Origin of the sequence: Vibrio harveyi (assembly GCF_030060435.1) — a bacterium.
GTDB lineage: Bacteria > Pseudomonadota > Gammaproteobacteria > Enterobacterales > Vibrionaceae > Vibrio > Vibrio harveyi.
Map to the genome: position 1 here is coordinate 3,098,102 of NZ_CP125875.1, position 14,795 is coordinate 3,112,896.

General features: G+C 45.5%; 15 protein-coding genes. 3 read left to right on the top strand and 12 right to left on the bottom strand.

Translation table 11 applies throughout. The features are described from left to right. Positions 1-20: 20 nt before the first annotated feature. From QMY49_RS14660 to QMY49_RS14715, 12 genes are all read right to left on the bottom strand, one after another. On the bottom strand, positions 21-794 hold the full coding sequence (locus QMY49_RS14660; protein ID WP_005451036.1) for a ParA family protein: 774 nt from the start codon (positions 792-794) through the stop codon (positions 21-23). A 10-nt stretch (positions 795-804) separates the two neighbouring features. Continuing rightward, a complete protein-coding gene (gene rsmG / locus QMY49_RS14665; RefSeq protein WP_283312160.1) occupies positions 805-1,440 on the bottom strand; it encodes a 16S rRNA (guanine(527)-N(7))-methyltransferase RsmG in 636 nt (211 codons plus the stop codon). Further along, positions 1,440-3,335, bottom strand: a complete 1,896-nt coding sequence (gene mnmG / locus QMY49_RS14670) for a tRNA uridine-5-carboxymethylaminomethyl(34) synthesis enzyme MnmG (RefSeq protein WP_005451040.1) — start codon at positions 3,333-3,335, stop codon at positions 1,440-1,442. Before mnmG ends, rsmG begins: the two co-directional genes overlap by 1 nt. A gap of 469 nt (positions 3,336-3,804) precedes the next feature. Beyond that, positions 3,805-4,245, bottom strand: a complete 441-nt coding sequence (gene mioC / locus QMY49_RS14675) for an FMN-binding protein MioC (RefSeq protein WP_005451042.1) — start codon at positions 4,243-4,245, stop codon at positions 3,805-3,807. Positions 4,246-4,344: 99 nt separating this feature from the next. Further along, positions 4,345-5,706 carry a tRNA uridine-5-carboxymethylaminomethyl(34) synthesis GTPase MnmE gene (gene mnmE / locus QMY49_RS14680; protein ID WP_005451044.1) on the bottom strand — a complete coding sequence of 454 codons (1,362 nt, stop codon included), beginning with the start codon at positions 5,704-5,706 and terminating at the stop codon, positions 4,345-4,347. 135 nt (positions 5,707-5,841) lie between these two features. Next, positions 5,842-7,464 carry a membrane protein insertase YidC gene (yidC, locus tag QMY49_RS14685; RefSeq protein ID WP_005451045.1) on the bottom strand — a complete coding sequence of 541 codons (1,623 nt, stop codon included), beginning with the start codon at positions 7,462-7,464 and terminating at the stop codon, positions 5,842-5,844. A 2-nt stretch (positions 7,465-7,466) separates the two neighbouring features. Beyond that, on the bottom strand, positions 7,467-7,724 hold the full coding sequence (yidD, locus tag QMY49_RS14690) for a membrane protein insertion efficiency factor YidD (RefSeq protein ID WP_005451046.1): 258 nt from the start codon (positions 7,722-7,724) through the stop codon (positions 7,467-7,469). Then, positions 7,691-8,014, bottom strand: coding sequence for a ribonuclease P protein component (gene rnpA, locus QMY49_RS14695; protein WP_009699098.1), 324 nt, complete (start codon positions 8,012-8,014; stop codon positions 7,691-7,693). Before rnpA ends, yidD begins: the two co-directional genes overlap by 34 nt. A 46-nt stretch (positions 8,015-8,060) precedes the next feature. Further along, complete coding sequence (rpmH, locus tag QMY49_RS14700) at positions 8,061-8,195, bottom strand: 50S ribosomal protein L34 (protein WP_005378825.1); 135 nt, start codon at positions 8,193-8,195, stop codon at positions 8,061-8,063. A gap of 242 nt (positions 8,196-8,437) precedes the next feature. Further along, a complete protein-coding gene (locus QMY49_RS14705; RefSeq protein ID WP_005451048.1) occupies positions 8,438-9,175 on the bottom strand; it encodes an amino acid ABC transporter ATP-binding protein in 738 nt (245 codons plus the stop codon). Then, positions 9,172-9,843, bottom strand: coding sequence for an amino acid ABC transporter permease (locus tag QMY49_RS14710; RefSeq protein WP_114320678.1), 672 nt, complete (start codon positions 9,841-9,843; stop codon positions 9,172-9,174). The genes QMY49_RS14705 and QMY49_RS14710 overlap by 4 nt, the downstream gene beginning before the upstream one ends. A gap of 105 nt (positions 9,844-9,948) precedes the next feature. Then, positions 9,949-10,695, bottom strand: coding sequence for an amino acid ABC transporter substrate-binding protein (locus QMY49_RS14715; protein WP_005451059.1), 747 nt, complete (start codon positions 10,693-10,695; stop codon positions 9,949-9,951). A gap of 430 nt (positions 10,696-11,125) precedes the next feature. Between QMY49_RS14715 and dnaA the strand changes: the two genes are divergently transcribed. The 3 genes from dnaA to recF all read left to right on the top strand — a co-directional run bounded on the left by dnaA (position 11,126) and on the right by recF (position 14,785). Then, positions 11,126-12,532, top strand: coding sequence for a chromosomal replication initiator protein DnaA (dnaA, locus tag QMY49_RS14720; protein ID WP_005451061.1), 1,407 nt, complete (start codon positions 11,126-11,128; stop codon positions 12,530-12,532). Between the two features lie 63 nt (positions 12,533-12,595). Further along, a complete protein-coding gene (dnaN, locus tag QMY49_RS14725; RefSeq protein WP_005451063.1) occupies positions 12,596-13,696 on the top strand; it encodes a DNA polymerase III subunit beta in 1,101 nt (366 codons plus the stop codon). A 9-nt stretch (positions 13,697-13,705) separates the two neighbouring features. Beyond that, positions 13,706-14,785: a DNA replication/repair protein RecF gene (gene recF, locus QMY49_RS14730; RefSeq protein ID WP_005451066.1), complete on the top strand. Its 1,080-nt coding sequence runs from the start codon at positions 13,706-13,708 to the stop codon at positions 14,783-14,785. Positions 14,786-14,795 lie beyond the last annotated feature (10 nt).

Consider the following 14,795-nt stretch of genomic DNA (forward strand, 5'->3'; position numbering starts at 1 on the left):
AGGAATTCCTTAGGTTAGAGTTAAACTGGGATTTCTTCGCGGCGGAGCATTTCGCCCGCTAAAGCAAGATACGCTTTGGCGCCAGCTGAGTACTTGTCATAGTACATAGCTGGTTTACCGTGGCTCGGCGCTTCGGCCAAACGCACATTACGTGGGATCACAGTACGGTAAACTTTACTACCAAAGTGTTTTTTAAGTTGATCGGATACTTCATTAGATAGGCGGTTACGTGGGTCGTACATGGTACGCAGTAAACCTTCAATTTTGAGGTTCTCATTAACCACGGCCGCTAACTTGCTGATTGTATCCATAAGAGCAGTTAAACCTTCTAACGCAAAGTATTCACATTGCATCGGCACCAGCACAGAGTCGGCTGCGGCCATTGCGTTGATTGTAAGAAGGTTTAGAGAAGGAGGACAATCAATAAAGATGAAATCATAGTTATCGCGAACTGGCGCAAGGGCGTTTTTGAGACGAACCTCACGCGCGAATACTTCCATCAATTTGATTTCTGCAGCAGTCACGTCACCGTTCGCTGCAATCAGATCGTATTTCCCAGTGGTTTGTGTGCAAACCACTTGATCAAAAGGGGTATCTTCAACCAAAAGATCATACGCTGTCGCGTCAACCATGTACTTGTCGACACCACTAGCCATAGTAGCATTGCCTTGAGGGTCGAGATCGATCACCAAAACTTTGCGCTTTGTTGCCGCCATCGAAGCTGCTAAGTTAATGCACGTTGTTGTTTTGCCGACCCCACCTTTCTGGTTGGCGATTGCTACAATTTTACCCACGATTACCTCGCTAATTTTCCTTGCGCGATAAGATTACTAGATGACGATCACCTTCCAACTCAGGAACAGCTAAAGATATGATCTCCGTCACACTACACCATTCAGGAAGCTGATCTATTTCATCTTTAGGGTGTTGTCCTTTCAACGCAAGAAACACCCCTGAATCTTGTTTAGGCAAATGATGACACCATTCCACCATGTCCGTCATTGAAGCAAAAGCTCGACTCAAAACGCCATCAAATTTTTCTTCTGGCTGGAATTCTTCAACGCGACTTTGAATTGGTGTCACATTTTTCAACCCAAGTGCGTGCACAACTTGCTTGAGAAAACGAATGCGCTTACCAAGGCTATCGAGCAAGAAGAACGTCTTCTCAGGGTTCATGATTGCGAGTGGAATGCCAGGTAAACCAGGTCCTGTGCCAACATCGATAAAGCGCTCACCCGGTAAGTGAGTGCTAACGATGATGCTATCAAGGATATGTTTCACTAACATCTCAAGCGGATCACGGACCGACGTCAAGTTGTAAGCTTTGTTCCACTTGTCGAGCAATTCGACGTAACCGACTAACTGCTCGCGTTGCTTTTCAGACACGTCTAAATCGGTTTGTGCGATCAGCTCGTCTAATCTGGTACGTAAAGCGCTCATTATTCTTCCTCACCTTTCTTCAGCAAACCGTGCTTCTTCAGGTGAACAAGCAAAATAGAAATCGCCGCAGGGGTAATGCCCGAGATGCGAGATGCAATACCAATGCTTTCTGGTTTCGCTTCTGTCAGCTTTGCAACGACTTCATTGGAAAGACCTTTCACGTCTTTGTAATCCAAATCAGCTGGCAACTTAGTGTGCTCATGGCGCAGTGATTTTTCGATCTCTTCTTGTTGACGCTTGATGTAACCATCGTACTTAACCTGAATTTCAACTTGCTCAGCAGCTTGTTGATCTTCCAATGCCGGAGCAAAAGCTTCGAGCTCGGTCAATTGTGAGTATGAGATCTCTGGGCGACGAAGAAGATCCTCACCACTTGCTTCACGCGCCATTGGCGTTTTCAGCAGCTTGTTTAATTCATCGATACCAATTGAATTTGGATTCATCCAGGTCGACTTTAAGCGTTGGCGCTCAGTTTCCATGTTGTCGATTTTTTCGTTGAAACGTGCCCAACGAACATCATCAATCAAACCAAGTTCACGTGCTTTTTCTGTCAAACGCAAATCGGCGTTATCTTCACGTAGCAACAAACGGTATTCCGCTCGAGACGTGAACATTCGGTACGGTTCTTTGGTACCCATGGTCGACAGATCGTCAATTAGAACCCCCATGTAAGCTTGGTCACGACGAGGGCTCCAGCCTTCTTTGCCTTGACTGTGCAAACTTGCATTAAGACCAGCCATTAAACCCTGTGCAGCGGCTTCTTCATAACCTGTTGTACCGTTGATTTGCCCCGCGAAGAACAAACCATTGATGAATTTGGTTTCGTACGTTTGCTTCAAATCACGAGGGTCGAAGAAATCGTATTCAATCGCATAACCAGGACGAACAATGTGTGCGTTTTCAAACCCTTTCATTGAGCGAACGATTTGAACTTGAACGTCAAACGGCAAACTGGTGGAAATACCATTAGGGTATAACTCGTGCGTCGTTAAACCTTCTGGCTCAATAAAGATTTGGTGACTGTTTTTATCCGCAAAGCGCATCACTTTGTCTTCGATAGACGGACAGTAGCGTGGACCGATACCTTCGATCACACCAGCGTACATTGGGCTACGATCAAGGTTATTACGGATCACTTCATGAGTTTGCTCATTGGTGTGAGTGATAAAACATGGGATCTGACGTGGATGGTGCTCTCGTTTCCCCATAAATGAAAATACAGGTGTCGGGTTGTCACCATGCTGCGCTTCTAGCACTGAGAAATCAACGCTTCGAGCATCAATACGCGGTGGCGTACCTGTTTTTAATCGATCAACTCGGAATGGTAGTTCACGTAATCGATCCGCCAATGCAATCGATGGTGGATCACCAGCACGACCACCGGATGAACTTTCCATACCAATGTGGATCTTACCACCAAGGAAAGTACCAACCGTTAATACCACAGCTTTCGCGTGGAATTTCAGCCCCATTTGTGTCACAACGCCAACCACACGATCTTGCTCCACAATCAGATCGTCGACCGATTGCTGGAACAGAGTTAGATTTGGCGCATTTTCTAATGCGTTGCGTACGTATGCTTTGTATAGAGCACGGTCTGCTTGAGCTCGTGTAGCTCGAACCGCTGGACCTTTGGAAGCATTTAGCGTTCGGAATTGAATACCTGCATGGTCAATGGCTTCAGCCATCAGACCGCCCATAGCATCCACTTCTTTTACTAAGTGACCTTTACCGATACCACCAATCGCCGGATTACAAGACATCTGGCCTAATGTATCGATGTTATGGGTAAGGAGAAGGGTTTTTTGTCCTGTGCGTGCAGATGCGAGCGCGGCTTCCGTTCCTGCGTGTCCGCCACCAACAACAATGACGTCAAAGTTTTCGTGATAAAGCATGAACTGACCTCAGGTATTCAAAGGATTTAATGGACAGATAAAAAAGAGCGGTATTTTACCTTTTTTATCTATGAGAGAGAATCGTTTTCTCGCTTTTCACATTTTAGACCTTAAGACTATATATATAAGATCTATATATATGATCTTTTATTGGATCTATTATTAGGATCGCAAGTTTCTGTGGATAACTGGAAAATGATCAACAAGATCATGGATCTTCTTTGGATCAAATCTTGTGATCATGATTTGATCTGATCGAGGATTTCCTGAGATCAAAATCGATGGTTATGCACAGGGCTAAAAAAAGATCTAAGTTGTTATTTGGATAACTAAAGGAAAGTCACTGGATCTTACCTTACTTATCCACAGATGTTTTGGGTGTTTTTTGAGCGGTTGAACGGTGCTGGCTGATAGGAGTTATTCACAAAGAGGAAAAACAGAGCCGTAATTCGGCTCTGTGAAAGGGGGATTAAGCAGAAAAACGTGCGAGGTTCTCGTTTAACCAAGCTTCTGCTGCGTCTTCAGGTACATCATGGTTAAGCACGTCTATTTTCAAGCAATCTGCTAAAGGTGTTGCACCAATATCTTCTAGTAGGTCATATGCATGCTGACCTGCTGCACAGAATGTATCGTAGCTTGAATCACCAATTGCGATGACGGCGAACTTCACATCCGCCATTTTTGGTGGCGTATTTTGCAGTGCGTTGATGAAAGGTTGGATATTGTCTGGATATTCACCTGCACCGTGAGTTGAAGTGATAACTAACCAAGTGCCTCGATTCTCGATCGACGACAACTCTGGTTGATTGTGGATCGTTGTTTCCAATCCGTTCTCATTGAGTAGATCACTTAGGTGATCACCAACGTATTCCGCACCACCGAGAGTACTGCCTGTAATAATGTGGATCATGTGTCTTCCTTTATAAGTCATACCAACGACAAGTTGCAGTTGTTCGTCAGTACAAAAAGAAACGCGGTGTTAAGCTTATGCCTGACACCGCGCGTTTTACTATTTACCGATACAGAATGAGGAGAAGATTCGTCCAAGGAGGTCATCGGAACTGAACTCTCCGGTAATCTCGTTCAAGTGTTGCTGAGTGATACGCAGTTCTTCTGCCAAAATCTCGCCAGCCATGAAGCCTTCAAGCTGTTCTTGACCTATTTGTAGGTGCTGAGCTGCACGTTCTAATGCATCGAGATGGCGACGACGAGCCATAAAGCCGCCTTCCGTATTGCCTGAGAAGCCCATACATTCTTTTAAATGGGTGCGTAAAGCATCCACACCTGCGCCTGTTTTTGCCGAAAGACGAATTAACGTTGGATCATTCACATGGCAGATCCCCATTTCTTCACCGGTTTGATCCGCTTTGTTACGGATCACCGTCATTCCAATATTGTTTGGTAGGCGATCAACGAAATCCGGCCATATGTCTTTTGGATCCGTGGCGTCAGTCGTGGTGCCATCTACCATGAAGAGCACACGGTCCGCTTGGGCTATTTCGTCCCATGCTCGCTCGATACCGATTTTCTCAACCTCATCTGAAGCATCACGCAGACCGGCAGTATCAATAATGTGTAGAGGCATACCATCAATGTGAATGTGTTCACGCAGTACATCACGTGTTGTACCGGCAATATCAGTCACAATTGCAGACTCTTTGCCTGACAGAGCATTCAGAAGGCTAGATTTACCCGCATTAGGACGACCTGCAATCACTACTTTCATACCTTCACGCATGATGGCGCCTTGGTTTGCTTCTTTACGCACAGCATCTAGGTTATCGATGATGGCTTGAAGATCGGCTGATACTTTTCCATCGGCAAGAAAGTCTATTTCTTCTTCAGGGAAATCGATCGCTGCTTCAACGTAAATTCGTAGGTGAATCAACGACTCCACCAGCGTTTGAATACGTTGTGAGAACTGACCCTGCAGCGATTGCAATGCTGATTTTGCCGCTTCTTCTGAGCTTGCATCGATCAAGTCTGCGATCGCTTCAGCTTGCGTTAAGTCCATCTTATCATTCAAGAATGCACGTTCTGAGAATTCGCCAGGACGGGCTGCACGAACACCATCAATGCCCAGAATACGTTTAATTAGCATGTCCATTACAACAGGACCGCCGTGACCTTGAAGTTCTAGAACGTCTTCGCCAGTGAACGAATGTGGGTTAGGGAAGTACAGTGCAATGCCTTGGTCTAGCACGGTGCCATCTTCCGCTTGGAATGGCAGATACTCTGCGTAGCGAGGCTTTAGCGTTTTACCTGTGACTTCTAGTGCCACTTGATTGGCCTTAGGGCCTGAAACACGAATAATGCCGACACCACCACGACCGGGTGCGGTAGCCTGAGCGACAATCGTATCTGTAGTCATAATCTTGCCTTTTGAGCTGGGCTATAGGGTTTTACAGACCTAGGGAGCCAGAACCAATTAGTTAGCTGAATTGTAATCAGCCAAAAACAAAAAGGCGACCTTTTGGCCGCCTTTCTTATGCTTTTCTATAAAGGTTTACTTAGTGTGTAAGCCTTTTTTCTCCAGCGCTTTGTAAATCAAAGTCTGCTGGATCAGCGTAACGATGTTCGACACCAACCAGTATAGAACTAGACCTGATGGGAAGAACAAGAAGAAGAAGGTAAACATAACCGGCATAAAGGTCATGATCTTCTGCTGCATTGGATCCGTTACTGTTGTTGGGCTCATCTTCTGGATTAGGAACATTGACGCACCCATCAGTAGCGGCAGGATGTAGTAAGGGTCCTGTGCTGAAAGGTCGTGAATCCAACCAAAGAATGGTGAGTGACGTAGCTCAACCGATTCCATTAGTGCCCAGTATAGAGCGATGAAGATAGGCATCTGTAGGATAAGAGGTAGACAGCCGCCCAGAGGGTTCACTTTCTCTTTCTTATACAGTTCCATCATCTCTTGGCTCATGCGCTGACGGTCATCACCGATGCGCTCACGCATAGCTTGCAGCTTAGGCTGTAGCATACGCATTTTCGCCATAGACGTGTATTGCGCTTTCGTTAGTGGGTACATTGCACCACGAACGATGAAGGTCAAACAGATGATTGCTACACCCCAGTTACCCACGAAGCTTTGGATGAAAGCAAGCAGTGAGTGAAGTGGTTTAGCGATGAACCATAGCCAGCCGTAGTCCACTACTAGGTCTAGGTTTGGTGCTACTGCAGCCATTTCTTTTTGCAGTTTAGGACCAACCCAAAGCGTTGCTTCAAACTTCGCTTGATCACCCGTCGCGATAGTTTTGTTTGGCATACGTACGCCGATATCACCTAGATTACCAATCACGCGAGTGTACAGGTTAGTACCTGGTTCGTTACGTGGGATCCAAGCTGCAGCGAAGTAGTGTTGGATCATTGCTGCCCAACCTTGACCATCTGCTAGGTTGAGAGACAAGTTGCGATCCTGCATGTCTTCAAAGCTGTATTTTTTGTAACGAACGTCTTCTGTTGAGTAAGCACCGCCACGGTAAGTTGGCATTGTGATGCTACCACCAGCGTCCATTAGGTTTTGACGCAAGTGAGCGTACATACCAAATGTTGCGTTGTTACCAGAGTTGTTCACTACATCGTATTCCACGTTCAGCGCGTAGCTGCCACGTTTCAGTACGTAAGTTTTAATGTATTCGATACCGTTTGCAGTGAACGTCATTGGAACGCGTAGTTCGTCTTGACCGTCAGCCAGTTTGAAGCTGTCTGCACTTACGTTGTAGTGAGGACGGTTAGTGCTGCTTAGGTCGATACCTTGAGGACCCACTAGACCGCTTTGCGCGATGAACTGGTGACCTTTAGTGTCTTTTAGCAGAACGAATGGATCTGATGAATCAAGTTCAGCAGAGTATTTGTTAAGGTCGGCATGTACCACATCGCCACCAACGGTGTCGATCGACAGAGTTAAAACATCAGTCGTTACTGTGATAGTTTTTGCAGAAGCTTGCTGTTGACCTGGAACTGGGTCTAGCTCATCAGCAAAAGATGGTGCAGGTAGAGTACTGCTTGATTGAGCCTGTTCAACTGCTTGAGGTGCTGGGTTCTTTGCTACTTGCCACTGTTGAAACAGCAAGAAAGAAACCAGTGCCAGAGCAATGAGCAGGATATTACGTTGAGAATCCATCGTTAGTTATCTCTGTCTTGTTTTTGGACTGGTGGAACGGGGTCATACCCCCCTTCATTCAAAGGGTGGCATTTTAATAGACGTTTGCCTGATAACCAACATCCTTTTACAAAACCGTGAGCTCTCAAAGCTTCTAGCGCGTAAGTGGAACAAGTTGGTGTGAACCGGCAGCGAGGACCAATCAGAGGGCTGATAAACCAGCGATAAAGATTAACGAGCCCAATGGCTATCCACGTGAAGGGCGAGACAGGCGATGCCATAGCTTATCAAACAACTTAAATAATTCCTCATTGCTTAAATCTTGCGCGCTTTTCTTCGCGATCACAACAAAATCTTTATTTGGAAGCTGATGTTGATTGTTACGAAAGCTTTCTCGAGCCAAACGCTTAAAACGGTTACGACCGACAGCAGTTTTGATTTGCTTTTTCGGAACAGCTAAACCTAATCGTGGGTGAGAAAGTTTGTTATTGCGAGCAATGATGGTGAAATGAGGCGAGCCAGCTCGATGAGCTTGCTGGAAGACGTTTTGATAATGCTCGGGAGTTAACAAGCGTAACTCCCGATTAAACGCGTACGTGTTCAAAATAAACTAGCGATTATTTTGATAGGCGCGCACGGCCTTTTGCACGACGTGCGTTGATAACTTTACGACCGTTCTTAGTTGCCATGCGAGCACGGAAGCCGTGAGTACGCTTGCGCTTTAGAACTGTAGGTTGAAAAGTGCGTTTCATGATAATTACCTTTACTGATCAGTAGTTTTAGGTTCTTGTTAAACCCGGCGTGGGCATTTTGCTTTCTTTATATAAAGAAGCTCTTTATTAAAGAAGAACAACCGACGCCTCTCAACAAAGAGGCGGAATTGTAATCACACTCACATAATGTGTCAATGACTCATGAGTACGAAATTCCGACCGGGCGATTATACGTAGTGTGAGTCAAATCTCAAGGATCGATTGATCTTGATGCTTGATCTTTACTCTATTCCCACTTGGTTAAGGAATTTTTTCAAACGAGGATCTTGTGGATTATCGAAGATATCTTGTGGAGAACCTTGTTCAACAATGTTGCCTTCAGCCATAAAGATCACTCTGTCAGCGACTTCTTTGGCAAATTGCATCTCGTGCGTTACCACCAGCATGGTTTGGTGTTGATTCGCTAACTTCTTCATTAATGAGAGAACTTCTCCGACCCACTCAGGATCCAGAGCTGATGTTGGTTCATCAAAAAGCAGCAATTCGGGTTGCAGTGCCATCGCTCTACCGATACCCACACGTTGTTGTTGTCCACCCGAGAGCGCCGCTGGATAACTTTCACCTTTGTCCCCAAGACCAATGTCATCCAGAATCTGTTGAGCACGTTTTAACGCGTCATCTTTCTTCCATCCTCGAACAGTAATCAAGCCCTCTGCGATGTTCTGACGCGCATTCATATGAGCAAATAGGGCATAGTTTTGAAAGACAAACCCAGTACGGCGACGTAGAGCAAGCACTTCTGCTTTGGTGTGTTTTTGTGTATCGACCGAAATGTCATCGATGGTAATGCGGCCTTCGTCTGCTTGCTCTAAGAAGTTTACGGTACGTAGAAGTGTCGACTTGCCAGTACCGCTTGAGCCGATAATAACGATGATCTCACCTTGTTTGATGTCGAGATCAATGCCTTTTAGAACTTCAGTATCGCCAAAACGTTTGTGAATGTTTTCTAGTTTGATCATCGTACGTACGCCTTATTCAATTTCGCTTCTGCCCAAATCTGTACTCGAGTCAGGATAACCACCACGCCCCAGTAAATCAGAGCGACAGCAAGGAACGCTTCAAAGAAACGGAAGCTAGACGAAGCTTCCATCTGCGCTTTGGCCATGATTTCTGCAACACCAAGTGTGAAGGCGAGGGATGTCGACTTAATCATATCGATGAAGTAGTTCATCAATGAAGGCAGTGCGACACGTGTTGCCTGCGGTAAAATCACACGGCGCATCGCTTGTGTGGTTGTCATACCGACCGACAAGCTTGCTTCCATTTGGCTGCGATCAATGCCAATGATGGCTGCACGAATGCTCTCTGCCATATAAGCGGCAAAGTGCAGCGTTAAACCAATTACCGCAGCAGAAAAGGCATCGATTCCCACCATAAATGGGAAGATTTGCGGTAAGCCGTAGTAGAGCAGAAACAGTTGTACTAAAAGCGGAGTACCACGGAAGAAGCTGATATAAAGTTGGCTCAATTGGTTGAGAACTGGCAGCTTAAATACGCGAATGTTCGCTAAAATGACGGATAGAATTAAAGAAAAGACCAATCCCCATGTGGCCATTTCCATGGTCGTGCCAAGATACTTGAGCAGTATCGGTAGCAGCTCCAGCATGTAATTAAAATCAAATCCCATACGACTTACCTTGAGAAAAGAAAAGGTGGAATACGAAGTTCCACCTTGTCATTGAGTTAAAAAAGGACGCGAGATAAAGCCCTGCGTCCTAAAAGAAGAGAAGTTTTACTTCGTGATGTCGGCACCAAACCATTTCACTGAAATCTTCTCTACTGTTCCGTCTGCGCGCATTTCTGCAAGTGCTTTATTCACTTCCGCTTGTAGCTTACGACCCTTTTCGTTATCCACGAATGGCCAAGCGTTTTGAATCGTTTCAAATGGTTCACCTGCCAGTTGAAGCGGTAGACCCGTTTTCTTAATCAGCTCTAGGGCAGACAAACGATCCATGATGAAAGCATCCGCACGACCTAGTGCCACATCGTGTTCAATACCAGTATCGTAAGTCTTAATGTTGATCTTGCCATCTTTGTCGTAATCACGTAGCAACTGTTCAAAGTTAGAGCCTAGGTTAACAGCAACGGTTTTGCCTGCGAGATCTTCGACACCTTGGATGCTATCGTTGCCTTTACGTACGGTAATTTGCGCACCGTCTACTACGTATGGGTCAGCAAATAGGTATTTTGCTTTACGCGCATCTGTCATCGTGATTTGGTTCGAGATGGTATCAATACGACCTGTTTCGAGTAGGCCAAACAAACCAGAAAAGTTCGCTGTTACGTATTCGATCTTGTAATCATTACGCTTACCGATCTCATCCCACATATCCACTTCAAAACCTTGTAGCTTATCTTGCTTCACGAAAGTGAATGGGAAGTAGCGACCAGACATACCAACTTTGACTTCAGTTGCTGCTTGAACGGTGGCGGCAGATAAAGCGATGGCTGCAACGGCAACCTTAATCCAGTTTTTCATAATACATCTCCATAATTTTATGGTTGGAAATACTACTGTCAGTTAGCTCAATTAAAGAAATAACCAAGTGCAATAACCTAGACCTCAGAGTAATAAGATCTTATTTGGTATAGATAGTAGCCAAGATATAGGGATAAATGATGAAAAAACGATCGAAAGAAGCATGAGTGACGATCGAAATAAGCCGATGAATGAAAATTCATACACAGAGTTATCACCAATGACTCGATCTGACTGATTTTGCCTAAATGTGGATCAATGTGTGGGCAAATTTGGGGCAAGATGTGTTGATCTCACTAAGTTGGGCGAAAATATTGTGAATAACTTAGATCTTATTCACTGGATCATCGATCAATTGCTGGCGATCTTGGTTATCAACAGGTAAAATTGCCAGTCTTTTCCGATAATTCAAATACTCAGTGGGGGCACCGTGTCATCTTCGCTTTGGTTGCAATGTTTGCAGCAGCTTCAAGAAGAGCTACCAGCTACAGAATTCAGTATGTGGGTTCGTCCGTTACAAGCGGAGCTCAATGACAATACTCTCACTTTGTTCGCACCTAACCGCTTTGTGTTGGATTGGGTTCGTGACAAGTACCTGAATAGCATTAATCGCTTACTGCAAGAATACTGCGGTAATGATGTACCTAGTTTGCGCTTTGAAGTTGGCAGTCGCCGAGTTGCAGCACCAAAACCGGCACCGACACGAACACCGGCGGATGTTGCGGCAGAGTCTTCAGCGCCCGCTCAGCTGCAAGCCCGTAAGCCTGTGCATAAAACGTGGGATGATGACGCGCAAGTGATCGCAGACATCAACCACCGCTCTAATGTGAACCCAAAACATAAGTTCAATAACTTCGTTGAAGGTAAGTCGAACCAATTGGGTCTTGCTGCTGCTCGTCAGGTTTCGGATAACCCAGGTGCTGCATATAACCCGCTGTTCCTATACGGTGGTACTGGCTTGGGTAAAACGCACTTGTTGCATGCAGTGGGTAATGCCATTGTGGATAACAACCCAAATGCGAAAGTGGTGTACATGCACTCTGAGCGTTTTGTGCAAGATATGGTGAAAGCACTGCAAAACAATGCGATTGAGGAGTTCAAACGCTACTACCGAAGTGTTGATGCGTTGCTTATCGATGATATCCAATTCTTTGCCAATAAAGAGCGTTCACAAGAAGAATTCTTCCATACCTTTAACGCATTGCTAGAAGGTAACCAACAGATCATTTTGACTTCAGATCGCTACCCAAAAGAGATCAGCGGTGTAGAAGATCGTCTGAAATCACGTTTCGGTTGGGGATTAACCGTCGCGATCGAGCCACCAGAGCTTGAAACTCGTGTAGCGATCTTGATGAAGAAAGCGGAAGACCACCAAATCCACCTAGCAGATGAAGTGGCATTCTTTATTGCTAAGCGTCTGCGTTCCAACGTTCGTGAGTTGGAAGGGGCACTTAACCGCGTTATTGCTAACGCGAACTTCACCGGTCGCCCAATCACGATTGATTTCGTTCGTGAAGCGCTGCGCGACCTACTTGCTCTGCAAGAGAAGCTCGTTACTATCGACAATATTCAAAAGACAGTGGCGGAATACTACAAGATTAAAGTGGCTGATCTGCTGTCTAAGCGTCGCTCTCGCTCAGTTGCTCGTCCTCGTCAGTTGGCGATGGCGCTGGCAAAAGAGCTGACTAATCATAGCTTGCCGGAAATTGGTGATGCGTTTGGTGGTCGTGACCACACCACTGTACTGCATGCTTGTCGCAAGATTGAGCAGCTACGTGAAGAGAGCCACGATATTAAAGAAGATTACTCTAACTTGATTCGCACCCTGTCTTCTTAATCGGTTAGAATGACAGTATTCCAAGCAAATCATTAATTGAGCTGACAGCGTAAAGAGCCAAGCATGAAATTTACTATTGAACGTAGTCATTTAATCAAACCGCTACAACAGGTTTCGGGCGCATTAGGTGGTCGACCAACCCTACCAATTCTGGGTAACCTACTGCTTAAAGTAGAAGATAACGTGTTATCCATGACCGCGACCGATTTGGAAGTGGAATTGGTGAGCAAAGTGACTCTAGAAGGGGATTTTGAAGCGGGCAGCATTACCGTTCCTTCTCGTAAGTTTCTTGATATCTGTCGTGGTCTACCTGATGACTCCATCATTACCTTCGTATTAGAAGGCGATCGCGTACAGGTACGTTCTGGTCGTAGCCGTTTCTCACTGGCAACACTTCCAGCGAACGATTTCCCAAACATTGAAGATTGGCAGAGTGAAGTAGAAGTTTCACTAACTCAGTCTGATCTACGTACGCTGATTGAAAAAACACAATTCTCTATGGCGAACCAAGACGTTCGTTACTACCTAAACGGCATGTTGTTTGAAATCGACGGTACGACGCTACGCAGCGTGGCAACCGATGGTCACCGTATGGCAGTATCTCAAACTCAGCTCGGTGCAGATTTTGCGCAAAAGCAAATTATCGTGCCTCGCAAGGGGGTACAAGAGCTTGTTAAACTGATGGATGCGCCAGAACAGCCTGTCGTACTACAAATTGGCAGCTCAAATGTACGTGCAGAAGTGAACAACTTTATCTTCACTTCTAAGCTGGTTGATGGTCGTTTCCCTGATTATCGCCGCGTATTGCCGCAAAGCACCAACAAAACGCTAGAAGCAAGTTGTGATGAGTTACGTCAAGCCTTCTCACGTGCTGCGATTCTTTCTAACGAAAAATTCCGTGGCGTTCGTGTGAATCTTGCGGGTAGTGAAATGCGCATTACTGCTAACAACCCAGAGCAAGAAGAAGCAGAAGAAATGCTAGACGTGACCTTTGAAGGTGACGCTATCGAGATCGGCTTTAACGTAAGCTACGTGCTTGATGTACTTAATACACTGCGTTGCGACAATGTGCGTGTGTCGATGTCGGATGCCAACGCCAGTGCGTTGATTGAAAACGCAGACGACGATAGTGCAATGTACGTGGTGATGCCAATTCGTCTGTAAGTCATCTGAATGCCACTTTCTCGCCTCATCATTCAGCAGTTTCGAAACATTAAAGCCTGTGATATTGACCTATCAGCAGGCTTTAACTTTCTTATTGGACCGAACGGCAGCGGTAAAACCAGTGTTTTAGAAGCCATTTACTTGCTCGGACATGGTCGCTCTTTCAAGAGTTCGTTGACCGGTCGAGTTATCCAAAATGAGTGCGATGAGCTGTTTGTTCATGGTCGTTTTTTGAACTCGGATCAATTTGAGCTACCTATCGGCATTAATAAGCAGCGTGATGGCTCAACAGAGGTTAAAATAGGCGGTCAATCTGGACAAAAACTGGCGCAACTTGCACAAGTTTTGCCTTTACAGTTGATACATCCAGAAGGATTTGATCTACTAACGGATGGTCCAAAACATCGTCGTGCATTCATCGACTGGGGTGTGTTTCACACCGAGCCTGCTTTTTATGATGCATGGGGGCGTTTCAAGCGTCTTAACAAGCAACGCAATGCTCTGCTTAAAACGGCCAGAAGTTATCGTGAACTCAGTTATTGGGATCAAGAAATGGCACATTTGGCTGAAAACATCAGTCAATGGCGAGCGCTATACATCGAACAGATGAAAACCGTAGCGGAAACTATCTGTCAGACGTTTTTGCCAGAATTTGAGATCCAATTAAAGTATTATCGTGGTTGGGACAAAGACACCCCTTATCATGAGATACTAGAAAAGAATTTCGAGCGTGATCAGTCATTGGGTTACACCTTTAGTGGTCCAAATAAAGCTGATTTGCGCATTAAAGTGAACGGAACGCCAGTTGAAGACGTTTTGTCACGCGGTCAATTAAAACTCATGGTGTGTGCTTTGCGTGTGGCGCAGGGGCAACACCTTACCGAAATGACCGGCAAACAATGTATTTACCTAATTGACGACTTTGCGTCGGAATTAGACAGCCAACGTCGCAAGCGTCTAGCTGACTGCTTGAAAGAGACGGGCGCACAAGTATTTGTAAGCTCTATCACTGAAAGCCAAATCGCCGATATGTTGGACGATACGGGCAAATTGTTTCATGTGGAACATGGCAGGATAGAGTCAAACTAGAAGAGAGAAA

What these genes read in the sequence shown, in the direction of transcription:
- rpmH (WP_005378825.1), bottom strand. Translation starts at nt 8,195, where the DNA reads ATGAAACGCACTTTTCAACCTACAGTTCTAAAGCGCAAGCGTACTCAC.
- mnmG (WP_005451040.1), bottom strand. Translation starts at nt 3,335, where the DNA reads ATGCTTTATCACGAAAACTTTGACGTCATTGTTGTTGGTGGCGGACAC.
- recF (WP_005451066.1), top strand. Translation starts at nt 13,706, where the DNA reads ATGCCACTTTCTCGCCTCATCATTCAGCAGTTTCGAAACATTAAAGCC.
- dnaN (WP_005451063.1), top strand. Translation starts at nt 12,596, where the DNA reads ATGAAATTTACTATTGAACGTAGTCATTTAATCAAACCGCTACAACAG.
- QMY49_RS14715 (WP_005451059.1), bottom strand. Translation starts at nt 10,695, where the DNA reads ATGAAAAACTGGATTAAGGTTGCCGTTGCAGCCATCGCTTTATCTGCC.
- yidC (WP_005451045.1), bottom strand. Translation starts at nt 7,464, where the DNA reads ATGGATTCTCAACGTAATATCCTGCTCATTGCTCTGGCACTGGTTTCT.
- mioC (WP_005451042.1), bottom strand. Translation starts at nt 4,245, where the DNA reads ATGATCCACATTATTACAGGCAGTACTCTCGGTGGTGCGGAATACGTT.
- yidD (WP_005451046.1), bottom strand. Translation starts at nt 7,724, where the DNA reads ATGGCATCGCCTGTCTCGCCCTTCACGTGGATAGCCATTGGGCTCGTT.
- rsmG (WP_283312160.1), bottom strand. Translation starts at nt 1,440, where the DNA reads ATGAGCGCTTTACGTACCAGATTAGACGAGCTGATCGCACAAACCGAT.
- QMY49_RS14710 (WP_114320678.1), bottom strand. Translation starts at nt 9,843, where the DNA reads ATGGGATTTGATTTTAATTACATGCTGGAGCTGCTACCGATACTGCTC.
- QMY49_RS14705 (WP_005451048.1), bottom strand. Translation starts at nt 9,175, where the DNA reads ATGATCAAACTAGAAAACATTCACAAACGTTTTGGCGATACTGAAGTT.
- mnmE (WP_005451044.1), bottom strand. Translation starts at nt 5,706, where the DNA reads ATGACTACAGATACGATTGTCGCTCAGGCTACCGCACCCGGTCGTGGT.